This is a genomic window from Enterobacter sp. DC4, assembly GCF_000568095.1.
Lineage (GTDB): Bacteria > Pseudomonadota > Gammaproteobacteria > Enterobacterales > Enterobacteriaceae > Enterobacter > Enterobacter pseudoroggenkampii.
On record NZ_AZUB01000008.1, the window covers coordinates 1 to 24,131 of the forward strand.

Genomic DNA, 24,131 nt, shown 5'->3' on the forward strand with positions numbered 1-24,131 from the left:
TTGGGCCGTCAGTCGCAGCAACAACCAGGATCGCGCCGTCCATCTGCGCAGCACCGGTGATCATGTTTTTAACATAGTCGGCGTGGCCTGGGCAGTCTACGTGTGCGTAGTGGCGAGTCGGGGTGTCGTACTCAACGTGAGAGGTGTTGATGGTGATACCACGAGCTTTTTCTTCTGGTGCGTTATCGATCTGGTCGAATGCACGAGCAGAACCACCGTAGGTTTTAGCCAGAACGGTAGTGATTGCAGCAGTCAGGGTAGTTTTACCATGGTCAACGTGGCCGATAGTACCAACGTTGACGTGCGGTTTTGTACGTTCAAATTTTTCTTTAGACACGGCTATATTCCTTACTATAGTGCTCTCCCCTGTGGAGAGAGCACGGGACTTAGGTTTTAATCCTGTGGATTACTTACCACGGGCTTCAATAACGGCCTGAGCAACGTTGTTAGGCGCATCATCATACTTCAGGAATTCCATGGTGTATGATGCACGACCTTTGGTCAGAGAACGCAGCTGAGTTGCATATCCGAACATTTCAGACAGCGGAACTTCAGCGTGGATCTTAACGCCAGTTACTTCGGATTCCTGACCACGCAGCATACCGCGACGACGGCTCAAGTCACCGATAACGTCACCGGTGTTCTCTTCAGGAGTTTCTACTTCAACCTTCATGATTGGCTCAAGCAGAACTGGTTTTGCTTTCTTAAAGCCTTCTTTAAAGGCAATAGACGCAGCCAGTTTAAACGCCAGTTCAGAGGAGTCAACGTCGTGGTAAGAACCGAAGTGCAGACGAACACCCATGTCAACAACCGGATAGCCAGCCAGAGGGCCCGCTTTCAGCTGTTCCTGGATGCCTTTATCAACGGCTGGGATGTATTCGCCAGGAATTACACCACCTTTGATGTCGTTGATGAACTCGTAACCTTTCGGGTTAGAGCCCGGCTCCAGTGGGTACATGTCGATCACAACGTGACCGTACTGACCGCGACCACCAGACTGCTTAGCGTGTTTACCTTCAATATCGGTAACTTTCGCGCGAATCGCTTCGCGGTAAGCAACCTGAGGTTTACCCACGTTCGCTTCAACGTTGAATTCACGCTTCATACGGTCAACGATGATGTCCAGGTGCAGTTCACCCATACCAGCGATGATGGTCTGGTTAGATTCTTCATCAGTCCATACGCGGAATGATGGGTCTTCTTTCGCCAGACGGCCCAGAGCCAGACCCATTTTTTCCTGGTCAGCTTTGGTTTTTGGTTCAACTGCGATGGAGATTACCGGCTCTGGGAATTCCATACGCTCCAGAATGATCGGGTGATCCGGGTCACACAGGGTGTCACCAGTGGTCACGTCTTTCAGACCGATAGCTGCAGCGATGTCGCCCGCACGCACTTCTTTGATCTCTTCACGTTTGTTAGCGTGCATCTGTACGATACGGCCAAAACGCTCACGCGCCGCTTTCACGGAGTTCAGGATGGTGTCACCGGAGTTAACCACACCAGAGTAAACGCGGAAGAAGGTCAGGTTACCCACGAATGGGTCGGTAGCAATTTTGAACGCCAGTGCAGAGAATGGCTCTTCGTCGCTTGCGTGACGCTCAGCCGGGGTATCTTTACCGTCGTCCAGGATGCCGTTGATCGCAGGAACGTCAACCGGGGATGGCAGGTAGTCAACTACCGCATCCAGCATCGCCTGAACACCTTTGTTCTTGAACGCAGAACCACAGGTTACCAGGATGATTTCGTTGTTCAGAACGCGCTGACGCAGAGCTTTTTTGATCTCTTCTTCAGTCAGTTCTTCACCACCCAGGTATTTCTCCATCAGCTCTTCAGAAGCTTCAGCAGCGGATTCGATCAGGTTCTGGTGCCATTCGTCAGCCAGGTCCTGCATTGCAGCTGGGATATCTTCGTATTCGAAGGTAACGCCCTGGTCTGCATCGTTCCAGTTGATGGCTTTCATTTTCACCAGGTCGATAACGCCGGTGAAGCCTTCTTCAGCACCAATTGCCAGCTGCAGCGGAACAGGGTTCGCGCCCAGACGGGTTTTGATCTGACCAACAACTTTCAGGAAGTTAGCACCCATACGGTCCATTTTGTTAACGAACGCGATGCGTGGAACTTTATATTTGTTTGCCTGACGCCATACGGTTTCAGACTGTGGCTGAACACCACCAACTGCGCAATAAACCATTACCGCGCCGTCAAGAACACGCATGGAACGTTCTACTTCGATGGTGAAGTCAACGTGCCCTGGGGTGTCGATGATGTTTACGCGATGCGGTTCGTACTGCTTAGCCATACCTGACCAGAATGCAGTAGTCGCTGCGGAGGTGATAGTGATACCACGCTCCTGCTCCTGTTCCATCCAGTCCATGGTGGCTGCGCCGTCATGAACTTCACCGATTTTGTGGTTTACACCGGTGTAGAACAGAATACGTTCGGTAGTAGTGGTTTTACCGGCGTCGATGTGCGCACTGATACCGATGTTACGGTAGCGTGCGATGGGTGTTGTACGAGCCATTTGATTCCTCGTTTATATCTTTAGGCGTTCAGTTAAGTTACCCAGAGCGGGCGGCTTCTCTGAAGCGCCCGCCTGGTGACTAAGACTCCGAAGGGATTACCAACGGTAGTGTGCGAACGCCTTGTTGGCTTCTGCCATACGGTGAACGTCTTCACGTTTCTTAACTGCAGTACCTTTGTTGTCTGCAGCATCAGAAAGTTCGTTCGCCAGACGCAGAGCCATGGATTTATCACCGCGTTTACGAGCAGCTTCAACGATCCAACGCATTGCCAGGGCATTACGACGAACCGGACGAACTTCAACTGGAACCTGATAAGTAGAACCACCAACGCGGCGGGACTTAACTTCTACAGTTGGGCGAACGTTGTCGAGAGCGACTTCGAAAGCTTCCAGTTCATTTTTACCAGAACGCTGAGCCAGGGTCTCAAGCGCGCTGTATACGATTGCTTCTGCAGTAGATTTTTTACCATCTACCATCAGGATATTTACAAATTTTGCCAGCAGTTCTGATCCGAATTTCGGATCTGGAAGAATTTTACGCTGACCAATGACGCGACGACGTGGCATGGGAATACTCCGTTGTTAATTCAGGATTGTCCAAAACTCAAAGAGTTTAGTGTGACATTAAGATAAATCAGTTTGGCCTTACTTAACGGAGAACCATTAAGCCTTAGGACGCTTCACGCCGTACTTGGAGCGAGCCTGCTTACGGTCTTTAACACCTGAGCAATCCAGCGCACCACGAACGGTGTGGTAACGAACACCCGGAAGGTCTTTAACACGACCGCCACGGATCAGGATCACGGAGTGCTCCTGCAGGTTGTGACCTTCACCACCGATGTAGGAAGTCACTTCGAAACCGTTAGTCAAACGCACACGGCATACTTTACGCAGTGCGGAGTTTGGTTTTTTAGGAGTGGTGGTATATACACGAGTACATACGCCACGTTTCTGCGGGCAGGCTTCCAGCGCAGGCACGTTGCTTTTCGCAACTTTGCGTGCACGTGGTTTGCGTACCAGCTGGTTAACTGTTGCCATTAAATAGCTCCTGGTTTTAGCTTTTGCTTCGTAAACACGTAATAAATCGACCTCATACAATATGAGGACGCGAAATTTTAGGGCTACGTCGAAAAGGTGTCAAGAAATATACAGCGATCTCAGATCACCAGTTCATTTGACTGGCGTGCGTCACAGTAAGATTGACGAAATCAGTATAGCCAACCACGTCAATTTTGGCTGAAATTTGACCAGAAAGACCCCGCGCATCCAGATCGTCTTTCAGCGCAGAGACTGTTATGGGGGCGTTCGTGAGAATTTCAACGAAACGACTGCCTTCCAGTGCGGCAAGCACGCCGTCCTGAATCAGCAGCAGATCGTCACCTTCGCGCAGCATACTCAGTAACGCGTCGATATCACATTGCCACGGTGAATGGCTCAGAGTATGGAGCATGGCGGCCTCAGAAAGTCAGAACGGTGTCGTAGTGGGAAAGGTGTTCGCGCAATGCAGCAGAAGACAGGACGGTCACATCCAGCACGAAAGGCGTCTTCTCATCCAAACCGCGAGCGGCCAGCGAGTCGGCGCAGACATACAGGGTTTCAATGTCGTACAGCGGCAACACTTTGAAGGTAGCGATGTAATCCCGCGCAAGAATGGCCTGTGGCTGCTGACCCGCCAGAAGCTGAAACACCCCGTCCCCCAAAAAGAAGACGCCGATATCTTCGGTCAGCGCGGACGTCGCAAGTAACGCATCCAGCCCTTCGCGGCCGGAAGCGCTGCCGTGCGGCGCAGACGTAAAAACAAATGCCACGCGCTTCATCAGAATTGCACCACTCTGTCGCAGGTTAATGCCGCCTGTGCCAGTGCACCCAGACCACTCAACGAAAAACCGGGCTGCAGGTTAGAACCCGATAAACCAGAACGCGCGGCTTCGGTTGCATCGGTCACGCCGCGGCGCAGTGCCGCCGCCACGCAGATGTGCAGTTCTACGTCCTGCTTTTCGTTTAATGCCTGCCAGGCGCGCACCAGATCGAACTCATCGCTCGCCGGTGAGGTAAACTGATTCGCGTTATACACCCCTTCCCGATAGAAGAAGACGCTCGCCAGCTCATGTCCAGCCGCCAGTAGCGCATGCGCAAACTGCAGCGCGCTGCTGGCCTGCTGAGTACCGTACGCCGGGCCTGTTACCATTAACGCAAAACGCATTACTTGTCTTGCCCCAGGAAATCGCCGCTTTTGAACTGGCGAATATAGAGGTAGACCGTGTGCTTGGAGATGTTCAGACGATCGGCCACCTGGTTGATGGCGTCTTTAATATCAAAAATCCCTTTTTCATAGAGATTGAGCACGATCTGACGATTCTTGGCGTTGTTCGAGACGTTGCGATCGGCATTCACCTCTTCAATCGTAAACTCAAGCGTCTGCGTCACCAGATCTTCAACGGAGGAGGCAAAGTTAACAGAAGAGCCAACGTCCGGCGTTTCTGGCGGAATAAAGGTGCTCATGATTTGCGAGAATGGCACATCAAGGTTCATGTTGATGCACAGCAGTCCAATAACACGATGCTCGCGGTTTCGAATCGCGATGGTTTCTGATTTCATCAGCACGCCGCTTTTGGCGCGGGTGAAATAGCATTTGGAGACGCTGCTGTCCGCGCCGGTCATGTCATGCAGCATACGCAATGCAAGGTCGGTAATTGGCGAACCAATTTTACGGCCAGTATGCTCACCATTCGCAATACGGATGGCGGAACACTTCAGATCTTGCAGGGAGTGCAATACGATTTCGCAGTGGGAGCCAATGAGCATCGCTAACCCGTCCACTACCGCTTCATAGGATTTCAGAATATCGAAGTCGGTCTGATCGAAAGGACGTTGATCCAGCAAATCAAGTTCACTGGTTTCGTTGGTTAAAAGCGACCTGGACATGAAAAAAACACTCCTTTTCAGGAGCCTGTCGTTAGGTTTTCAGGGCAGGCTCATTATCTACACGGACAACTAAATTAATACAGCGTGCCTAACGCTTTCCAGTGTTAATTATATCTGCCCCACAATAAAAAACCGCCGCCTTAAAGGCGGCGGTTTTTTTTCAGCATTACTTCTTAGCAGCAGCGGCTTTATCGTCAGCCGGCGCGTCTGCCTTGGCATCCGCTTTCGGTGCTGGTTTGATGTCCAGCAGCTCTACGTCAAAGACCAGCGTAGAGTTGGCAGGGATACCCGGCACGCCGGTTTTGCCATAGGCCAGATCCGGTGGGATAACCATCTTGATCTTGCCGCCTTTCTTGATGTTTTTCAGGCCTTCAGTCCAGCCCGGGATCACACCATCAAGACGGAAGGAGAGCGGCTCACCGCGGGTGTAAGAGTTATCGAACTCTTTACCGTCGATCAGCGTACCTTTGTAGTTCACAACAACGGTGTCGCTGTCTTTAGGCGCATCGCCGGTGCCTTCTTTCTCAACTTTGTACACCAGGCCAGTAGAAGAGGTTTTCACACCCTTCTCTTTAGCAAAGGTGTCGCGGTAGGCTTTGCCTTTCGCTTCGTTGTCTTTAGCGTCCGCGTCCATCTTAGTCTGCGCGGCACCCTTCACGCGCGCTTCAAACGCCTGCAGGGTCTGTTCAATTTCCTGGTCAGACAGCTTGCTCTTATCTGCAAATGCGTCCTGAACGCCCGCGATCAGCTGAGCTTTATCCAGTTTGATGCCCAGTTTCTCTTGTTCTTTCAGAGAGTTTTCCATGTAACGGCCCAGAGATGCGCCCAGTGCATAGGCGGATTTCTGGTCGTCATTTTTGAACGCCGCTTTGCTGTCTGCAGTGGCAGCAGGCTTCGCAGCAGTATCAGCAGCGAATGACAGCGGCGCGTTCAGCGCAACAGCCATCGTCGTCGCCAGCAGCGTTACTTTAAACAGTGATTTCATCCATATCTCCAGGGCCTGGGGACTCTCACCCCAGCGTTAAACGTAAATGAGTTACGTACTATAAAACGTTGCGGAAGAAATCTACAGACAGACACTTCCAATTCTCGCCACTTTTCAGACTATTTTTGTTTAAATAAGTTTCCTGCCAAGGGGATGCGGACTGTACTTAAGGATAAACTCAGTTAAACTGCGCCGCCGCAGGACCAATATGGCGAATCTGAAATAAACGAGGTGAATGATGAAGGATACAGCATTAGAAGCGAGAATGGCTGAGCTGGAAAGCCGCCTGGCTTTTCAGGACATCACCATCGAAGAGCTAAACCAGACCGTGACCGCACATGAGCTCGAAATGGCAAAACTGCGGGATCATATGCGCCTGCTGACGGAAAAGCTGAAGGCCACGCAGCCGTCAAACATTGCCTCTCAGTCAGAAGAGACGCCACCTCCTCATTATTGAGGCGTAAAAAAAGCGGGATTATCCCGCTTTTTTATTTTCCGCATGACGGAATTAGTGGCAACCGCAGCCGCCGTTACCGCAACCACCTTTACCGTGATCGTGGTCGTGACCATGGTCGTGGCCGTGACCACCGCAGCAGCCGTCGTGGCCGTGATCGTGGTCATGGTCGTGACCGTGCGCACCGTGAACGTGGCCATGAGCCAGCTCTTCTTCGGTCGCTTCACGGATCGCAACAACTTCTACGTTGAACTTCAGGTTCTGGCCAGCCAGCATGTGGTTACCATCAACCACGACGTGGTCATCTTCCACTTCGGTGATTTCAACAGGAACCGGGCCCTGGTCAGTTTCAGCCAGGAAGCGCATGCCAACCTGCAGTTCGTCAACGCCCATGAATACGTCTTTAGGAACGCGCTGAACCAGGTTGTCGTCATACTGACCGTAAGCGTCGTTCGCGCCTACAGCAACGTCAAATTTGTCGCCAACTTCATGACCTTCCAGCGCGTTTTCCAGGCCGGAAATCAGGGAACCGTGACCATGCAGGTAGTCAAGCGGCGCACTCACCGGAGACTCATCAACCAACACACCGTCTTCTGTACGTACCTGATAGGCCAGGCTGACCACCAGGTCTTTTGCTACTTTCATGATATCTCCTGAGCGTGGGAAAATTGCTGGCGCAGATTGTAGCGGAAATCTGCACCTGTGTACCCTTTAGCTTAAAAAAACTCAGGGCATATCGCTAGTCCGGATGAAAAATCCCGATAACTTGCTCTTCTTTGCGAACGTGATCGCGGGCCTCTTTATCGGCCTCACGCATCTGGTGACCGCACTTAACACACTCAACAACATCAATATTATTTTCCCGCCACATCGCCAGGGTATCTTGCGCCTGGCAGGTCGGGCATTTTGCACCCGCGATAAAGCGTTTACGTACAGCCATCTTTCGTTACCCTTTATTCAAATTCATCCCAGCCATCGAGCTGGCGTCGTTCCTGCTGCATCTCGCGCTGGAAGATCTCCTCCAGCTCGCGACGCGCTTCCCGCACGCGGGAGATCTGCGCCGTATCGGTATGGACCGGCATCAGCTCGCGCAGCATCCGCATATCCAGCCGGCGGAAGTGCATCTGGGCACGCTGCGCCTGATGCGGATGCATGCCGAGCGAGATCAGCGCCTTACGGCCCAGCTCCAGCGCGCTGGAGAACGTCTCACGGGAGAAGTGTTTCACACCCGCCTGCAATAATTCGTGAGCTTCAACACGTCCCCGCGCACGCGCCAGAATATGCAGATGCGGGAAATGCTGCTGACACAGCTCCACCAGCTTCATCGTATCTTCCGGATCGTTACAGGTAATGACGATGGACTCTGCCGCTTCCGCCCCCGCCGAGCGTAGCAGCTCAAGCTGGGTCGCGTCGCCGTAGTAAACCTTATAGCCATATTTACGCATCAGGTTAACCGCGCTGATATCCCGCTCCAGTACCGTAATGCGCATTTTGTTCGCCATCAGCAAACGCCCGATAACCTGTCCAAAACGACCAAAGCCCACCACAATCACCTGCGGCTTGTCGTCTTCCACCCACGGTGCTTCGTCTTCATCGTCAGTGGGATTCAGGCGGCGCGACAGCAGTTTATCCACCAGCTTCATCAGCAGCGGCGTGGTCATCATCGACAGCGTGACCGTTACCAGCAAAAGCGCCATCTGATCGTCTTTAAACAACTTCTGGGAGGAGGCGGTAGAGAACAGCACAAACGCGAACTCGCCCCCCTGGCTTAACACGCTGGCAAACTGCATGCGTTCCGCACTGCGCAAGCCATAAATGCGCGCCATGACGTACAGCACCAGCGTTTTCACCGCCACCAGGATGGCGACGCTCACCACAACCCACAGCAGATGGGTATAGAGCACGCCAAGGTTGAGCGCCATCCCCACCGAAATAAAGAACAGGCCTAACAGCAGCCCTTTGAAGGGATCGATGGCAATTTCCAGCTCGTGCCGATACTCGCTCTCCGCCAGCAGCACCCCGGCGATAAAGGTCCCGAGCGCCATCGACAGCCCCAGCGCGTCCATAAACAACGCCGACCCCAGCACCAGCAGCAGCGTCGCGGCGGTAAATACCTCGCGAACGCCCGACGCGGCAATAAAGCGGAATACGGGACGTAACAGGAAACGACCGCCAATCAGCATGCCCGCGAAGGCCAGCACCTTCATGGCGATTTTCGCCCAGTCAAAGTGATCGTCCCCGGACCCCGCCAGCAGCGGCACCAGCGCCAGAGCCGGGATGACTGCCAAATCCTGGAACAGCAGCACCGAAAAGCCCAGCTGGCCGGCTTCGTTGCGATTCATCCCTTTATCGCGCATCAGCTGCAGCGCCATCGCCGTCGACGACATCGCAAGGCCTATCCCGCCAATCACCGCCGCCTGCCATGAAAAGTTGGTCAGCATTAACAGGCCACCCAGGATCGCGGCGCTGAACATCACCTGCGCGGCGCCCACGCCAAAGATAGAGCGTCGGAGTTGCCACAATTTCGAAGGATTCAGTTCCAGCCCGATGATGAACATCAGGAACACCACGCCCAGTTCGGAGAAATGGAGAATCTCATCTACATCGCTGATGAATCCCAGTCCCCAGGGGCCAATCGCGATCCCCGCCAGCAGATACCCCAACACCGCACCGATACCAATACGTGCCGCAAGCGGCACCGCGACGACGGCCGCAAATAAAAACAGCACCCCGGCGAGGAGCAAATTCGATCCTTCCATTAACGACCTCCTGCCGGAATCGGTGACGCCAGCCATTCACCATAGGCTCTGGCGTGGCTGGCCAGTTCTTTCGGATCCTGACGTCGGGCCCAGTAGACAATAATCGGGCTCATCCAGTGCATACGGCACATCGCCGCCGTCAGCTCGAAAGGCCGCAGAATATCGCTCATCGGATAGCGGTTCAGCCCGTCGTGGCGGTAAGCACTTTCCGGCTCTCCGGTGGTGATCACACTACGCCAGTACTTTCCCGCCAGCTGGTTGCCCCCCACCCCGCTGGAGAAGCCCCGGCTCAGCACGCGGTCCAGCCACTCTTTGAGCAGCGCCGGACAGCTGTAGGTGTAAAGCGGATGCTGGAACACAATGACGTCATGCTGACGCAGCAGTTCCTGCTCGTAAGGGATATCAATAAAGAAATCAGGATAGTGCGCGTAGAGATCGTGCACCGTCACGTTGCTGAGCTGTGTGGCCGGCTTAAGCAGCACCCGGTTTGCCACCGAGTCCTGAGATTCCGGATGGGCATACAGCAGCAGCACTTTTGCTGTCTGAGACATCATTCCCCTCCCGGTCTTGTTTCTGTTTTTGTGTATCGTCGTTGTTTTGGGCTACCATGGCGGCCCGGTGCGGAAAATGGCCCACACCTTACATTATCATAATGACAAATTAACATAGTCGGAACATACGGCGCTTCTATGATTGTTTTCTCCTCGTTACAAATTCGTCGCGGCGTGCGCGTCCTGCTGGATAACGCCACTGCTACCATCAACCCGGGCCAAAAAGTGGGCCTGGTCGGCAAAAACGGCTGTGGTAAATCCACCCTGCTGGCACTGCTGAAAAACGAGATTAGCGCGGATGGCGGTAACTTTACCTTCCCGGGGAACTGGCAGCTCGCCTGGGTAAACCAGGAGACGCCCGCGCTGAGCGAACCGGCACTCGACTATGTTATCGACGGCGACCGTGAATACCGTAAGCTCGAGGCGGAACTTAACGCCGCTAACGAGCGCAACGACGGTCACGCCATCGCCACCGTTCACGGCAAGCTGGACGCTATCGACGCGTGGACCATTCGCTCCCGCGCCTCCAGCCTGCTGCACGGCCTGGGCTTCAGCAATGAACAGCTGGAACGCCCGGTCAGCGACTTCTCCGGCGGCTGGCGTATGCGCCTCAACCTGGCGCAGGCGCTGATCTGTCGCTCTGACCTGCTGCTGCTCGATGAACCGACCAACCACCTCGATCTCGATGCGGTTATTTGGCTGGAGAAGTGGCTCAAGAGCTATCAGGGCACTCTGATTCTGATCTCCCACGACCGCGACTTCCTCGACCCGGTAGTGGATAAAATCATTCACATCGAACAGCAAACGATGTTCGAGTACACCGCCAACTACAGCTCCTTCGAGCGTCAGCGCGCGACGCGCCTTGCCCAGCAGCAGTCCATGTACGAAAGCCAGCAGCAGCGCGTGGCGCACCTGCAAAGCTTTGTGGATCGCTTTAAGGCCAAAGCCTCAAAAGCCAAGCAGGCCCAGAGCCGTATCAAGATGCTGGAACGCATGGAGATGATTGCCCCGGCGCACGTGGATAACCCGTTCCACTTCAGCTTCCGCGAGCCGGAAAGTCTGCCGAACCCGCTGCTGAAGATGGAGAAGGTCAGCGCGGGCTATGCCGACCGCATTATTCTCGACTCCATCAAGCTCAACCTGGTGCCGGGTTCGCGCATTGGCCTGCTGGGGCGTAACGGCGCCGGTAAATCGACGCTGATCAAGCTGCTGGCGGGCGAGCTTAGCCCGGTCAGCGGTGAAATCGGCCTGGCGAAGGGCATCAAGCTTGGCTACTTCGCCCAGCATCAGCTGGAATTTTTACGCGCGGATGAATCGCCGATTCAGCACCTCGCGCGTCTGGCACCGCAGGAGATGGAGCAGAAGCTGCGCGACTATCTCGGCGGCTTCGGCTTCCAGGGCGATAAGGTGACGGAAAACACCGAGCGCTTCTCGGGCGGCGAAAAGGCCCGTCTGGTGCTGGCGCTGATCGTCTGGCAGCGCCCGAACCTGCTGCTGCTCGATGAACCGACCAACCACCTGGATCTCGATATGCGTCAGGCGCTGACCGAAGCGCTGATCGAGTTCGAAGGCGCGCTGGTTGTGGTTTCGCACGACCGTCACCTGATCCGCTCCACCACGGACGATCTCTATTTAGTGCATGGCGGCAAAGTCGAACCGTTCGACGGCGATCTGGAAGACTACCAGCAGTGGCTGACGGACGTGCAGAAGCAGGAAAACCAGCCGGAAGAGTCCGCGAAAGATAACGCCAACAGCGCGCAGGCGCGTAAAGGCCAGAAGCGTCGTGAAGCGGAGCTGCGCACCCAGACGCAGCCGCTGCGTAAAGAGATTACCCGTCTCGAAAAAGAGATGGAAAAACTCAACGCCACGCTTGCCGCTGTTGAAGAGAAGCTCGGCGACAGCGGGCTGTATGACCAGAGCCGCAAGGCTGAGCTGACGGACTGCCTGCAAACCCAGGCGAAGACCAAATCCAGCCTCGAAGAGTGCGAAATGGCGTGGCTCGACGCACAGGAACAGCTGGAAGCGATGCTGCAGGCTGAATAACACGCCGGGAGGGTTATGAGTTTCGATAACACGAGCGAGATTACATTCCGCAAGCTCAGCATCTTCATGACGTTTATGGAGAAGGGGAATATCGCGCGTACCGCCGAAACTCTGGGCCTGAGCGGCGTGAGCGTGCACCGTGCGCTGCACACCCTGGAAGAGAACGTGCGCTGCCCGCTCTTCACCCACAAGGGGCGCAACCTGATTGCCCTGCCTTCCGCCTGGACGCTGCTGGAGTATTGCCAGGAGGTGATGCAGGTGATGGAGCGCGGGCTGGAAGAGTCGCGCAAAATTGCCGGGATCGGTCAGGGGCGGCTGCGAGTCGGGACGCTCTACTCGCTCACCCTGGAAACCGTGCCGCGCCTGATCATGGGCATGAAGCTGCGCCGTCCGGATCTGGAGATGGATCTGACGATGGGCTCCAACGACACCCTGCTGCACATGCTGGATGAAGGCTTGCTGGACGCGATTCTTATCTCCATCTCCGAAAGCGACATTGACCGTAACAGCCTTGAAGTGCTGCCCCTGTTCCACGACGACATTTTCCTTGCCGCACCGGCTTCCGCCACGCTGAATACCCGCGGACCCGCGGATCTGCGTGATTACAAAGACCAGAAATTTGTCGCTCTTGCAGAAGGGTTTGCCACGTATGCAGGGTTTCAGGAAGCCTTTCATATCGCCGGGTTCGAGCCGGAAATCGTCACGCGCGTAAATGACATCTTCTCGATGCTGAGCCTGGTGCAGGCAGGCGTTGGATTTACGCTAATGCCGGGCAGGATGAAGAAAGTGTATGAGAATTCCGTCCAGCTGTTGAAGCTGGCGGAGCCGTACCAGATGCAGCAGCTGATCGCGATCGTCTTTGCCCGCAACCGCGAGCAGGACCCGAGCCTGCGGGCATTAGCCGCCGAAGGGCGGATGTATGCGCGCAGCCTGCAGGAAAATACGTGATACAAAACAAGGCAATCGAACCCGTAGGCCCGGTAAGGCGCAGCCGCTACCGGGCAAAATTCTCACCGCTGAAGCCGCTTCGCCAGATGCACCGCAACGTCCACCCCGCTGCGCTCCAGTGAAATCGTCTCTCCTTCCCACGGCGCCTGACGCGTCAGGCAGGTCAGCACGCCGCCGGGCGGCATCTCGATCGCCAGCCGGGCTTCGCGTTCATTCGCTGAAATCATCGCCTCCTGCCAGCGCACCGTACGCGCCATGTTCATCGCCAGATCGTCGGCGATCTTTTCCGGCTGCCACAGCACGCGCCCGGTGCTGCCGCTCAGATAGGCGCAGCGTGGGCGTGAAAGCGTGACGGATTCAAACGCCGCCGCCAGCTTTTGTGCCGGTTCCGCCAGCAGTTCACAGTGGGACGGCACGCTTACCGCCAGCCGTTTGGCCTTGCTCGCCCCTTTCGCCAGCGCGCGTGCCGCCGCCTGCGCCATCCCGTCATCGCTTCCGGCAATCACGATCTGCGTTTCAGCGTTCAGGTTGGCAATGTAGGTTCCGGTGCCCTGGATAAGGTCTTCCACCTGCGGCAGGGTGAGCCCCATAATTGCCGTCAGGCCGTAGCCGTGCGGATACGCCTGCTCCATCAGATCGCCACGCAGCGCCACCAGCTTTAGCGCGTCCGTAAAGTCCAGTGCGCCTGCGACAACCGCCGCAGGATAAGCGCCGATGGACAGCCCGCTAACGATATCCGCCGTCACGCCGCGCCGCTCCAGCTCGCGCCCCCAGGCCACGCCTGAAATCAGCAGGCAAAGCTGAACCGCGCGGGTGTGGGTTAATGCGTCTGCGCTATCCAGCGTATCCACTTCGGCGCCAAGCACCTCATGCGCCTGAGCCAGTTCCGTTCCCGGCAGGTTTTGCAGCATACCTTCGTGCTGCGTGCCCTGTCCCGGAAAGGTAAACACTATTTTCATCACTCCTCCCTGCGCCACGGATCCGCCACCAGGCGCGGTCCTCGGCGGGTTTTCAGCAGCGTTTTGCCGTCGCGCAGCCACTCTGCCAGCGCAAAGCCACCCTCGGGGGTATCCACCTGCGTATCCGCCCGACACAGCGCCCGGCTAAGCTGAGACTGCCAGCCAGCAAACGCATCAGGGGAAACGGCGTGCGGGGCGCGGATCAGCAGATCAAGATCGCTGTCGGCATGAATAACCGGAATACCGGTCGCCAGCGCGTAGCCGGTGCTGCCGGTAATGCCCCACGTCCACGGCCACGCCTGCTGAGAAAGCTGCAGCGCCACCTGAACGGGTGGCTGGGTAACAAACGGCGAGCGCAGCAGATCGGCCGCAACGCTCAGGTCTTCCGGTGAAACCACGCGTAACACGTTTTCCGGCTTCACCCACCCGGCCGCCCGCTGGTCGCGGCGCAGTCCGCGCACGCCAACGGGGATCCGGCCTTCACTGTCAACATCACGCCGCACCACCACCGGCAGGCCGGTATGCCAGGCCGCCTCCACCCAGGATTCGGTGATGCCTTCCAGCGCGTCGCGCGCGGTAAGCCAGATGAGGTCGTGCGGGCGTAATGTTGTGGTCATGATTACATTCCTGAAGTCAGCGAGATAAACAGCGGCAGCGACAGGATACACAGTACGGAGCTTAACAGCAGCACGGCTTCAGCATCCGGCGACTGCACGCCAAAGCGGTTACCGAACACCACGCCGAAGAAGCCCGCAGAAAGTGCAATCATCAGGATAGCGGTGATCGCCACGGAGCCATGCAGGCCGAAGATCAGCACAATACCCCAGGCAATCGCTGGCTGAATCAGCAGCTTGGCGATGGTTGACGTAATCACCATGGTGTTGATCTGCAGCTTACGGGCAGAGAGGATCACCCCGGTCAGGAACAGCGCGGCAGCGGTGGCGGACAGCCCCAGCGGTTTAATCGCTGCAAGAACCAGTTCCGGCATTTTGATCCCAATGGCGGAAAGAATCACGCCCAGCAGCGGGCCCATCACGATCGGTTTTTTAATGGAGCGCCACATCAGCACCGGCAGCATGGAGAGCGTCGAGCCCGAGTTATTCCCCTCGGCGCGTGCTTTCTCACGCTCCAGAATCAGCAGGCAGAACGGGGTCATCAGCACCGAACCGCAGGCAATAGAGACCGCAACGGAAAGCGACGTGGACGAACCTTCACCCAGCACGCTGCCCAGAATCGGCAGGCCAAGCGCTGCATAGTTCGGTAAAGCTACCGTCAGGGTCAGCACGGCCGCGTCCTGCGGGGATTTCTTAAAGACTTTCGTGGCGAGGAAGTAGATGGCCGCATAGGTGATCCACATCGCCAGAGTGAGAACCAGAATCAGCGGCGACTGCGCCACGATGCCGGTCCACGGCGTTTGCACGGTGGCGCTAAACAGCGCGGCAGGCAGTGCAAAATCCATGACGAATATATTGAGCAGGGAAACGTTTTTGTTATCGACCATCTTTGCCTTACCGGCCCAGAATCCCAGCAGCATGATGACGAAAATCGGTGCAAGAGCATGAACAATTACGTAAGTCATAAATCACCTGTAGTAAAAAAAGTTTTAGCACTGGTGCGATGTTTATTATTTTTCAGGATGCAGGCTCCCACGCGGGCGCAACGGGCGCGCCCACGGGGTTTGCATCTCCGGCAGGTCTTTTTTTTACTTACCAGCTGGCTCGCATACGTTCGCGTACGAGCGCAGAGCTGCGGCGGTTGTCAGCACCCAGACGATTTTTAAGCGTCGCGTCCTGACGAGCGTCACTGATGGCCTGTTGCAGGGTGGTTTTCACCTGCTCCAGATCGTTATCGGACGGGGCATCCGGGTTGCTGATATCCAGCAGGTTAGAGAGCAGCCCCAGCGTGGCGTAGTTGCCGATGTCGTATGCCATTGGCGGAATGGTTGCCGCCAGTTTTTCCAGCGCCTCGACGGTTCGCAGCGTGATGCGCGCGGCGGACTCTTTGCCCATCGCATGGATCAGCACGCCCTTGTCGTTAAAGGCGATCAGACGGTTGGCCTGGTAGCCGTGCGCCAGGAACGCGCCGGACATCGCCTTGCCGACGATAAGCCCAATCACCGGGTGACCGGCCAGGCGAGCATTCGCATAGGCTGCCGCCGCACCGGCCAGCGCCTGATGAATACCAAACGCCTCTTCGCGACGGCCATAGGCCTGGCTTGGAACGTCGATCACTGCCACAATCGGGCGCTTCACGCCCTTATCGGCATCCGCCGCGACGGTTTCGCTGACCACTTTCGCCAGGGTCCAGCCCTCCAGCAGACCGACTTCCCCTTTCGCCGCGCGCGGGAAGTGGTTGTTGGCATCCGGCACCACGGCGACAAAGCGCACCGCCTCGCCGTTAAGCTCACCGTCTGCCGCCTGGACGGACGGGCACAGCCCCGCGATACGTTTGACATTCGGAGCGAGGGTTTCCAGCCAGAGCTCGCCACGGCTTTTTGAATTACTCATCATTTCACCTCCCGGGCAAAAAGCGCGTTAATCTGTTCGGCATCGGCCTGTTTGCGGGTGTCGAAATTCGTTAAACGGTTCAGGTAATCGTCGTAGTTGTCGGTGCGGTGTTCCGCGGGAACGCCTTTAGCAATCGCGTCGTTCATCGCCTGTTTCACCGCGTTGATACCGTCGCCGACGAGCGCATCCACCAGCCCGCTTTGATAGCGCACTTCGCCGCCGGTCATGCTCCAGATAAACGGACGATCGCGGGAGTCGTACTCCTCAATGCCCGCCTCCTGCTCGATAACCTGCGGGCCGTTAAGACCAAGACGCGCTTCGCGGGTCACAATCAGGTAGCTGCACAGCGCTGCCGCGATGGACATCCCGCCGAAGCAGCCCACGGTCCCGGCCACAATCCCCACCACCGGGGTGTAGCGGCGCAGGTCAACAATCGCGGCGTGGATATCGGCAATCGCCGCCAGGCCGAGGTTCGCTTCCTGCAGGCGCACGCCGCCGGTTTCGAGGCACAGCACCGCCTGAGTCGGAATGCCGTTGCGGTTATCTTCCGCCGCCAATTCCAGCGCCGCCGCCATTTTGGCGCCGGACACTTCGCCCATGCTGCCGCCCTGGAACGCGCCTTCAATCGCCACGACGACGGCAGGCTTGCCGTTGATGGTGCCTTTCGCTACCACCATGCCGTCGTCCGCCTGCGGCACAATGCCCTGTGGCCCAAGCCACGGAGAGATAATGCCTTCAAACGGATCCAGCAGTTCGCGGTAGCTGCCCTCGTCGAGCAGAGCCTGCGCGCGCTGGCGCGCTTTCAGTTCGATAAAGCTGCTGTCATCACGCATGGCTCACCTCCTCAAAAACCTGTTCGATACGAATGCGCGCCACGCCCGGCGTCGCGCCGAAGTCGTGGATGGTCAGCTTCCCTGCGGGCAGGCTGCTGACGGTTTGCAGACGGTTGAACAGCGCCTCCCAGCGACCCCGGCTGTTGTCCACGGAGGTGGTGATATCAATGGTTAGCGTCTGGCCCGGTTCGGCGGTGAAGAGCACCTCCATATCCCCGGAACCAACTACCCCTGCCAGCGCCCTGCCGCTTAACGCGCGGCTGGCTGGCACGGTCAATGTGATTTTTTCCATAACATCCTCTTAATGCTTTGAATTTGGCGTTTCGATGCGGTCGAGAAACAGCGTGGCGGCAAGCAGGTCGGCAGCGCCGCCCGGTGAGGCGTTGAGCGCCAGCATCTGACGGTCTAACCTGGCCAGCGCCTGCTGGCCCGCAGGCGTTGCGCTGCCGCCGGTATTCAGCACCGCTCGGGCACCGTCCTGCATGGCGTCAAGCCCTTCCATTCCGGCACGTGACAGCACGCAGGTGTCGGTGAGTGAGGTCATGATGGCCATCAGCGCGTCGAGCCTGGCGTGCGTTTCGCTGCTGCCGTTGAGGCGGCTCAGACGAAGCTGCGGCAGCGCACGCTGCATAACGTGCGGAAACGCCTGCTGCGCCTCTTCACGCGCGCCCGGCACGCGGTAACGGTGCGTGGCGCGCAGGCCTTTACTGAACACCTTCGGCGCCGCATCATCCGGCAGCTTTGCCAGCTGCGCGGCGGTGCGGGCGACATCTTGCGCCCTGGCATCACCGCCGAGCATCGCCACCGCGCTGACCAGCAGCCCCAGCGCCCAAATCGCGCCGCGATGGGTGTTTACGCCCCCGGTTGCGGACATCATTTGCTGCTCGCCTTCGCGACCGAGTCGCCCGACGGTTTGCCGAAGTGCGATATCTGCCGGACGCTGCCAGCTTTGCTGCGCCAGCGCCTGAAACGTGGAGGTCAGGCTGTGCGCGGAGCGCTCCATCAGCGCAAGGGATAAATCGTGGTGCGCGCCGTTCCCCCGACTGTCCACCAGACCGGGTTTCGGACTTAAACGTGCTTCGTCAATCAGACACTGCGTGGCGGTTCGCGCCAGCCATTCGGCACCGCCTTCAACCTGAATCTGGGGGAGAAGTTTCATTACCAGCTCCGGAATTTCGCAGGTGGGTTATACAAACCGCCGGACCACTCAACGAGGTCAGACACGCTGCCCGCAGCCAGCAGAGAGCGGGTGGCGTCAGTGCGGCGAATCCCCATATCTTCCGGATACACAACCTTGCCGCTCTGGCGCAGTTCCGCCACGCGTTTGGCGTCCACGCCCAGGCCGATGTCGGTGATCCCCGCGACGGCGGCAACCATGGCCCGACGCTCTTCCAGATCTTTCGCCCGGTAGAGGTAGGCAATCCCCTCTTCCGTCAGCACGTGCGTCACGTCATCTCCGTAAATCATCACCGGTGCCAGCGGCATGCCGGAGGCTTTCGCCACGTCTACGGCATCGAGTTTTTCCACGAAGGTTGGCTTCACGCCTGCCTGGAAGGTTTCGACCATCTGCACGACCAGCTTTTTACCGCGCTGCATCGGGTCAGGCTCGGTGATCATGTTCAGCCAGGCCGGCGTGGCGTGGCGGCGACCGTGCGGGTCATGGCCCATGTTTGGCGCACCGCCGAAGCCGGAAAGACGACCGCGGGTCACGGTTGAGGAGTTGGCATAGCCGTCAACCTGCAGCGTAGAGCCGATAAACATATCCACCGCGTACTGACCTGCCAGCTGGCAGAAGGCGCGGTTGGAACGCATAGAGCCGTCGGCACCGGTAAAGAAGACGTCCGGACGAGCACGGATGTACTCTTCCATCCCCAGCTCGCCGCCGAAGCAGTGCACGCTCTCCACCCAACCGCTTTCGATGGCGGGGATCAGCGTCGGATGGGGGTTCAGCGTCCAGTGTTTACAGATTTTGCCCTTCAGGCCGAGCTGTTCGCCGTAGGTGGGCAGCAGCAGCTCGATCGCCGCGGTGTTAAAGCCGATACCGTGGTTCAGGGACTGCACCTGGTGCTCCGCGTAGATGCCTTTGATGGCCATCATCGCCATCAGGATATGTTCCTGTTTAATGAGGCGCGGGTCGCGGGTGAACAGCGGTTCGATAAAGAACGGCTTATCGGCAACCACGACGTAATCGATCCAGGAGCCCGGGATATCCACGCGCGGCAGCTCGCATTCGTCGTCCACCAGCTCGTTCACTTGGGCAATGACAATCCCGTCGTGGAACGCGGCGGCTTCCACCAGCGCCGGGGTATCTTCGGTGCTCGCCCCGGTGTAGAGGTTGCCTTTGCGGTCGGCTTTAAAGCCGGCAATCAGCGCCACGTTGGGCGACAGGTCGACGTAGAGACGTGAGTAAAGTTCGATGTAGGTGTGAATTGCGCCGATTTCGAGCTGACCGTCTTCCAGCAGCTGGGAGATTCGCAGGCTCTGCGTCCCGGAGAAGGAGAAATCCAGCTTGCGAGCGATGCCTTTCTCGAAGATATCCAGATGCTCGCTGCGGCCGACGCTCGGCATGATCATATGCAGGTCGTGGACAATTTGCGGGTTCACTTCGGCCAGCGAGCGGGAAAGGAAATCCGCCTGCTTCTGGTTGTTACCTTCCAGAACGACCTTGTCGCCAGGCGCGATTAATTTTTCCAGCATGGCGACAAGATCGCCGGTTGGCAGTACCTTGCCCTGCACCGGTACGGACGCCAGGCGACGCGCTTTTTCGCTGCGTCGCGTGTTCCATTGCCGGGTGGGTGTTTGCCCAGATAACATTATTAACCTCCTGATTCAGCTAATCATTTTGATTTGCTTAACGTTGAGTAAAGTGTGCGCTCTGGTGAGAAAGGCATCAATTAAGCGTAGAGTGGAATCATTAGCCTGAGAGTAATAATCAAGGTAAAGATTTGTGATCGGGATCAGTTCATGTTTCGGAAAACCAGGCTAAACGGGGTACAATTCGGAAAGTACCGTAAATTTCTGACAAGAATCAGCATCGCCCTTATGACCCAAATCATTCCATCAGACTTCGACATTGCGGCCGAAGACAGCACTGAGTTCGTGCCTATGCGCGGCGTGGCCAATCGCCATTTGCAGACCATGCTGCCGCGACTGATCCGCCGCAAGGTTCAGTTCACCCCACATTGGCAGCGGCTTGACCTGCCAGACGGTGATTTTCTGGATCTCGCCTGGAGCGAAGCGCCGGAGCAGGCCCGCCATAAGCCGCGCCTGGTGGTCTTTCACGGTCTGGAAGGCAGCCTGCACAGCCCGTATGCACACGGGTTAATTGAGGCGGCAAAAGCGCGCGGCTGGCTCGGCGTGGTGATGCATTTTCGCGGCTGCAGCGGCGAACCGAATCGTCAGAAACGCATTTATCACTCGGGTGAAACCGAAGACGGAACGTGGTTTTTACACTGGCTGCGGGACAATTTTGGCACCGTGCCAACCGCCGCGGTGGGCTACTCGCTGGGCGGCAATATGCTGGCCTGCCTGCTGGCCAAAGAGGGTGAAAGCGTCCCGCTGGATGCCGCCGTCATTGTCTCCGCACCGTTTATGCTGGAGCAGTGCAGCTACCACATGGATAAAGGCTTTTCCCGCGTCTATCAGCGCTACCTGCTCAACCTGCTGAAGGCCAACGCGGCGCGTAAGCTGAAAGCCTACCCGGATACCCTGCCGGTCAGCCTGCGTCAGCTGAAAAAGGTGCGCCGTATTCGCGAGTTCGACGACCTGATCACCGCGAAAATCCACGGCTTCGCCGATGCGATTGACTATTATCGTCAGTGCAGCGCCATGCCGCTGCTCAGCAAGATCACGCAGCCGACGCTGATCATTCATGCCAAAGATGACCCGTTTATGGATCATCACTCGATCCCCGCTCAGGAATTCCTGCCCGACAACGTTCACTATCAGTTGACCGAGCACGGCGGCCACGTCGGGTTTATCGGCGGTACGCTGCGCCGCCCGAAAATGTGGCTTGAGACGCGTATTCCTGACTGGCTAACCCCTTATCTGGACGGTGCAAAATGATTATTCCCTGGCAGGATCTGGCTCCCGAAACACTCGATAATCTGATTGAAAGCTTTGTATTACGCGAAGGCACCGATTATGGTGAACAGGAACGCTCGCTTGAGCAAAAGGTCAACGATGTTAAGCGCCAGCTGAAAAGCGGCGACGTGGTGCTGGTGTGGTCAGAACTGCATGAGACGGTCAATATCATGCCCCGCAACGCGTTTCACGGCTGATCTTCCACCCTTTTAAGTCAGGGAGTTGCTATGTCTGCCAGACATCCGGTTATTGCCGTTACGGGGTCGAGTGGTGCGGGAACCACCACCACCAGCCTCGCCTTTCGCAAGATTTTCGCCCAGCTGAATCTTCGTGCGGCGGAGGTCGAAGGCGACAGCTTTCACCGCTACACGCGTCCGGAGATGGACATGGCCATCCGTAAAGCGCGCGATCTGGGTAAACACATCAGCTATTTCGGCCCGGAAGCCAATGACTTCGGCCTGCTGGAACAAACCTTTATAGAGTACGGTCAGAGCGGCAAAGGGCAGTCTCGCAAGTATCTGCATACCTATGATGAAGCTGTTCCCTGGAATCAGGTGCCGGGGACGTTCACCCCGTGGCAACCGCTGCCGGAACCCACCGACGTGCTGTTTTACGAAGGATTGCACGGTGGCGTGGTCACCCCTCAACACGACGTGGCGCGCCACGTGGATCTGCTGGTTGGCGTGGTCCCTATCGTTAACCTGGAGTGGATCCAGAAGCTGACGCGCGACATGAGCGAGCGCGGCCATTCGCGAGAGGCGGTGATGGACTCGGTGGTGCGCTCCATGGAAGATTACATCAACTTCCTGACGCCGCAGTTCTCCCGCACCCATATTAACTTCCAGCGGGTGCCGACGGTGGACACCTCCAACCCGTTTGCCGCCAAAAGCATCCCGTCTCTGGATGAGAGCTTTGTGGTGATCCATTTCCGCAATCTCGAAGGCATTGATTACCCCTGGCTACTGGCCATGCTGCAGGGCTCGTTTATTTCGCACATGAATACGTTAGTCGTGCCGGGCGGAAAAATGGGGCTGGCGATGGAGCTCATCATGACGCCGCTGGTGGAGCGACTGATGGAAGGGAAGCAGATTGCGTGAGCTGTTTTGCCCGGTGGCGCTGCGCTTACCGGGCCTACGGTCATGCTTTTGTAGGGCGGGTCAGCGAAGCGCCACCCGCCAAAAGATTAAGCCTCGATCACTTCATACGAATGCGTGATTTTTACCGCTTTCTCCAGCATTAACGCCACAGAGCAGTACTTCTCCGCAGACAGATCCACCGCACGCGAGACCGCTGCGTCCTTCAACTCTTTACCGGTGACCACAAAGTGCAGATTAATATGGGTGAACAGGCGTGGCGCCTCTTCGCGACGTTCTGACGTGAGTTTAACCTCACAATCCGTCACGTCATGACGACCTTTTTGCAGAATCGACACCACGTCAATGGCGCTGCATCCCCCTGCCGCCATCAGCACCATTTCCATTGGGCTTGGCGCTTTATCGCCGGAGTTACCGTCCATCAAAATCTGGTGTCCTGACGCGGACTCGCCCAGGAACGTTAAACCTTCAACCCATTTCACGCGCGCTTGCATATTCTTAAACTCCAACGTTGCATTTTTGGTGACAGATTACGCGTGCGTTACATTTCTCGCAATGGAAGGCGACCTGCATCATGCTGAAGCGAGACACCAGGAGACACGCGGCGAAAGCTATGCTAAAACACTCTGGATGCTACAGTAATACATTGACGTTACACATGTATGCAGAGGACATCAAACTTTACTGGCTGCGAAACGTTACGGTAGCCGACTTCCCAGGGTATGGGTAAGAATTCGATTGCAACCCCAGAGTCCGGATGCATCTGATGACTCTGGTGACAGCTTATAACAGAGGATAACAGCGCATGGTGCTTGGCAAACCGCAAACAGACCCGACTCTCGAATGGTTCTTGTCTCATTGCCACATTCATAAGTACCCATCAAAGAGCACGCTGATTCACCAGGGTGAAAAAGCGGAAACGTTGTATTACATCGTTAAAGGCTCGGTGGCAGTGCTGATCAAAGATGAAGAAGGGAAAGAGATGATCCTTTCTTATCTGAACCAGGGCGATTTCATCGGTGAACTGGGCCTGTTTGAAGAGGGCCAGGAACGTAGCGCCTGGGTTCGTGCAAAGACAGCATGTGAAGTGGCTGAAATTTCTTACAAGAAGTTCCGTCAGCTGATTCAGGTTAACCCTGACATACTGATGCGTCTTTCTTCCCAGATGGCGCGCCGTCTGCAGGTCACCTCAGAGAAAGTGGGCAACCTCGCCTTCCTGGACGTGACAGGCCGTATCGCACAGACCCTGCTGAACCTGGCGAAACAGCCAGACGCTATGACCCACCCGGACGGCATGCAAATTAAAATTACCCGTCAGGAAATTGGTCAGATCGTCGGTTGCTCTCGTGAAACGGTGGGCCGTATCCTGAAAATGCTGGAAGATCAAAACCTGATCTCTGCCCACGGTAAAACCATCGTGGTCTACGGAACGCGTTAATTCCGCTTAAACGGCGTGCCATCGCAAGGTG

The 24,131-nt window shown here is 56.7% G+C and carries 29 protein-coding genes; 7 read left to right on the forward strand and 22 right to left on the reverse strand.

Features of this window, described 5'->3' with window-relative positions; translation table 11 throughout:
* The 9 genes from P349_RS0124590 to fkpA all read right to left on the reverse strand — a co-directional run.
* A partial coding sequence (locus P349_RS0124590) for a GTP-binding protein (RefSeq protein ID WP_019725119.1) occupies window positions 1-337 on the reverse strand: 337 nt, incomplete at its 3' end.
* 69 nt (window positions 338-406) lie between these two features.
* The gene (gene fusA / locus P349_RS04920; protein ID WP_008503004.1) at window positions 407-2,521 is read right to left on the reverse strand and encodes an elongation factor G; all 2,115 of its coding nucleotides are present in this window, start codon (window positions 2,519-2,521) and stop codon (window positions 407-409) included.
* Between the two features lie 96 nt (window positions 2,522-2,617).
* Window positions 2,618-3,088 carry a 30S ribosomal protein S7 gene (rpsG, locus tag P349_RS04915; RefSeq protein WP_004106370.1) on the reverse strand — a complete coding sequence of 157 codons (471 nt, stop codon included), beginning with the start codon at window positions 3,086-3,088 and terminating at the stop codon, window positions 2,618-2,620.
* Window positions 3,089-3,184: 96 nt separating this feature from the next.
* The gene (gene rpsL, locus P349_RS04910; RefSeq protein WP_000246815.1) at window positions 3,185-3,559 is read right to left on the reverse strand and encodes a 30S ribosomal protein S12; all 375 of its coding nucleotides are present in this window, start codon (window positions 3,557-3,559) and stop codon (window positions 3,185-3,187) included.
* Between the two features lie 124 nt (window positions 3,560-3,683).
* On the reverse strand, window positions 3,684-3,971 hold the full coding sequence (gene tusB / locus P349_RS04905) for a sulfurtransferase complex subunit TusB (protein ID WP_024907951.1): 288 nt from the start codon (window positions 3,969-3,971) through the stop codon (window positions 3,684-3,686).
* 7 nt (window positions 3,972-3,978) lie between these two features.
* Window positions 3,979-4,338 carry a sulfurtransferase complex subunit TusC gene (tusC, locus tag P349_RS04900; protein WP_032648384.1) on the reverse strand — a complete coding sequence of 120 codons (360 nt, stop codon included), beginning with the start codon at window positions 4,336-4,338 and terminating at the stop codon, window positions 3,979-3,981.
* Window positions 4,338-4,724 carry a sulfurtransferase complex subunit TusD gene (gene tusD, locus P349_RS04895; protein WP_032648382.1) on the reverse strand — a complete coding sequence of 129 codons (387 nt, stop codon included), beginning with the start codon at window positions 4,722-4,724 and terminating at the stop codon, window positions 4,338-4,340. The genes tusC and tusD overlap by 1 nt, the downstream gene beginning before the upstream one ends.
* A complete protein-coding gene (locus P349_RS04890) occupies window positions 4,724-5,446 on the reverse strand; it encodes a helix-turn-helix transcriptional regulator (RefSeq protein ID WP_003861697.1) in 723 nt (240 codons plus the stop codon). Before P349_RS04890 ends, tusD begins: the two co-directional genes overlap by 1 nt.
* Before the next feature lie 166 nt (window positions 5,447-5,612).
* Entirely contained in the window at window positions 5,613-6,431 is an 819-nt protein-coding gene (fkpA, locus tag P349_RS04885) for an FKBP-type peptidyl-prolyl cis-trans isomerase (RefSeq protein ID WP_023309460.1), read from the reverse strand.
* Between the two features lie 238 nt (window positions 6,432-6,669).
* On the opposite strand from fkpA, the gene P349_RS04880 reads away from it, so the two are divergent.
* Window positions 6,670-6,888 (forward strand): protein SlyX, encoded by a 219-nt coding sequence (locus P349_RS04880; protein WP_024907948.1) that lies wholly within the window; start codon window positions 6,670-6,672, stop codon window positions 6,886-6,888.
* 51 nt (window positions 6,889-6,939) lie between these two features.
* On the opposite strand, the gene slyD is transcribed toward P349_RS04880, so the two are convergent.
* The 4 genes from slyD to kefG all read right to left on the reverse strand — a co-directional run bounded on the left by slyD (window position 6,940) and on the right by kefG (window position 10,195).
* Complete coding sequence (gene slyD / locus P349_RS04875) at window positions 6,940-7,530, reverse strand: peptidylprolyl isomerase (RefSeq protein ID WP_024907947.1); 591 nt, start codon at window positions 7,528-7,530, stop codon at window positions 6,940-6,942.
* Window positions 7,531-7,624: 94 nt separating this feature from the next.
* Window positions 7,625-7,825: a YheV family putative zinc ribbon protein gene (locus tag P349_RS04870; protein ID WP_010436300.1), complete on the reverse strand. Its 201-nt coding sequence runs from the start codon at window positions 7,823-7,825 to the stop codon at window positions 7,625-7,627.
* 13 nt (window positions 7,826-7,838) lie between these two features.
* The gene (kefB, locus tag P349_RS04865) at window positions 7,839-9,644 is read right to left on the reverse strand and encodes a glutathione-regulated potassium-efflux system protein KefB (RefSeq protein ID WP_032648380.1); all 1,806 of its coding nucleotides are present in this window, start codon (window positions 9,642-9,644) and stop codon (window positions 7,839-7,841) included.
* The gene (kefG, locus tag P349_RS04860) at window positions 9,644-10,195 is read right to left on the reverse strand and encodes a glutathione-regulated potassium-efflux system ancillary protein KefG (protein WP_014885493.1); all 552 of its coding nucleotides are present in this window, start codon (window positions 10,193-10,195) and stop codon (window positions 9,644-9,646) included. Before kefG ends, kefB begins: the two co-directional genes overlap by 1 nt.
* Before the next feature lie 138 nt (window positions 10,196-10,333).
* Between kefG and P349_RS04855 the strand changes: the two genes are divergently transcribed.
* Both P349_RS04855 and P349_RS04850 read left to right on the forward strand, forming a co-directional pair.
* Window positions 10,334-12,238, forward strand: coding sequence for an ABC transporter ATP-binding protein (locus P349_RS04855; protein ID WP_032648378.1), 1,905 nt, complete (start codon window positions 10,334-10,336; stop codon window positions 12,236-12,238).
* Between the two features lie 15 nt (window positions 12,239-12,253).
* On the forward strand, window positions 12,254-13,186 hold the full coding sequence (locus tag P349_RS04850) for a LysR family transcriptional regulator (RefSeq protein WP_032648377.1): 933 nt from the start codon (window positions 12,254-12,256) through the stop codon (window positions 13,184-13,186).
* Window positions 13,187-13,248: 62 nt separating this feature from the next.
* Here the strand turns inward: P349_RS04850 and mdcH are convergent, their stop codons facing one another.
* The 8 genes from mdcH to mdcA all read right to left on the reverse strand — a co-directional run bounded on the left by mdcH (window position 13,249) and on the right by mdcA (window position 20,299).
* On the reverse strand, window positions 13,249-14,145 hold the full coding sequence (gene mdcH, locus P349_RS04845) for a malonate decarboxylase subunit epsilon (protein WP_032648375.1): 897 nt from the start codon (window positions 14,143-14,145) through the stop codon (window positions 13,249-13,251).
* Window positions 14,145-14,762: a malonate decarboxylase holo-ACP synthase gene (locus tag P349_RS04840; RefSeq protein ID WP_032648373.1), complete on the reverse strand. Its 618-nt coding sequence runs from the start codon at window positions 14,760-14,762 to the stop codon at window positions 14,145-14,147. Before P349_RS04840 ends, mdcH begins: the two co-directional genes overlap by 1 nt.
* Window positions 14,763-14,764: 2 nt before the next feature.
* Window positions 14,765-15,724, reverse strand: coding sequence for an AEC family transporter (locus P349_RS04835; protein WP_024907941.1), 960 nt, complete (start codon window positions 15,722-15,724; stop codon window positions 14,765-14,767).
* 127 nt (window positions 15,725-15,851) lie between these two features.
* A complete protein-coding gene (gene mdcE / locus P349_RS04830) occupies window positions 15,852-16,652 on the reverse strand; it encodes a biotin-independent malonate decarboxylase subunit gamma (RefSeq protein WP_032648371.1) in 801 nt (266 codons plus the stop codon).
* Window positions 16,652-17,485 carry a biotin-independent malonate decarboxylase subunit beta gene (locus P349_RS04825; RefSeq protein WP_032648368.1) on the reverse strand — a complete coding sequence of 278 codons (834 nt, stop codon included), beginning with the start codon at window positions 17,483-17,485 and terminating at the stop codon, window positions 16,652-16,654. The genes mdcE and P349_RS04825 overlap by 1 nt, the downstream gene beginning before the upstream one ends.
* Window positions 17,478-17,777 (reverse strand): malonate decarboxylase acyl carrier protein, encoded by a 300-nt coding sequence (gene mdcC / locus P349_RS04820; RefSeq protein WP_032648366.1) that lies wholly within the window; start codon window positions 17,775-17,777, stop codon window positions 17,478-17,480. The genes P349_RS04825 and mdcC overlap by 8 nt, the downstream gene beginning before the upstream one ends.
* A gap of 9 nt (window positions 17,778-17,786) precedes the next feature.
* Window positions 17,787-18,644 (reverse strand): triphosphoribosyl-dephospho-CoA synthase, encoded by an 858-nt coding sequence (locus P349_RS04815; RefSeq protein ID WP_032648364.1) that lies wholly within the window; start codon window positions 18,642-18,644, stop codon window positions 17,787-17,789.
* Window positions 18,644-20,299, reverse strand: coding sequence for a malonate decarboxylase subunit alpha (gene mdcA / locus P349_RS04810; RefSeq protein ID WP_032648362.1), 1,656 nt, complete (start codon window positions 20,297-20,299; stop codon window positions 18,644-18,646). Before mdcA ends, P349_RS04815 begins: the two co-directional genes overlap by 1 nt.
* A 228-nt stretch (window positions 20,300-20,527) precedes the next feature.
* Between mdcA and P349_RS04805 the strand changes: the two genes are divergently transcribed.
* From P349_RS04805 to P349_RS04795, 3 genes are read left to right on the forward strand one after another with little or no spacing between them, the layout of a single operon-like run.
* The gene (locus P349_RS04805; RefSeq protein ID WP_032648359.1) at window positions 20,528-21,550 is read left to right on the forward strand and encodes a hydrolase; all 1,023 of its coding nucleotides are present in this window, start codon (window positions 20,528-20,530) and stop codon (window positions 21,548-21,550) included.
* A complete protein-coding gene (locus tag P349_RS04800; protein WP_008503016.1) occupies window positions 21,547-21,765 on the forward strand; it encodes a YheU family protein in 219 nt (72 codons plus the stop codon). The genes P349_RS04805 and P349_RS04800 overlap by 4 nt, the downstream gene beginning before the upstream one ends.
* Before the next feature lie 30 nt (window positions 21,766-21,795).
* A complete protein-coding gene (locus P349_RS04795; protein ID WP_008503017.1) occupies window positions 21,796-22,665 on the forward strand; it encodes a phosphoribulokinase in 870 nt (289 codons plus the stop codon).
* An 86-nt stretch (window positions 22,666-22,751) separates the two neighbouring features.
* Here P349_RS04795 and P349_RS04790 read toward each other — a convergent pair whose 3' ends face one another.
* Window positions 22,752-23,156 carry an OsmC family protein gene (locus tag P349_RS04790; protein WP_008503018.1) on the reverse strand — a complete coding sequence of 135 codons (405 nt, stop codon included), beginning with the start codon at window positions 23,154-23,156 and terminating at the stop codon, window positions 22,752-22,754.
* Between the two features lie 311 nt (window positions 23,157-23,467).
* Between P349_RS04790 and crp the strand changes: the two genes are divergently transcribed.
* Window positions 23,468-24,100: a cAMP-activated global transcriptional regulator CRP gene (crp, locus tag P349_RS04785; protein WP_000242758.1), complete on the forward strand. Its 633-nt coding sequence runs from the start codon at window positions 23,468-23,470 to the stop codon at window positions 24,098-24,100.
* The last annotated feature ends 31 nt before the right edge of the window (window positions 24,101-24,131 follow it).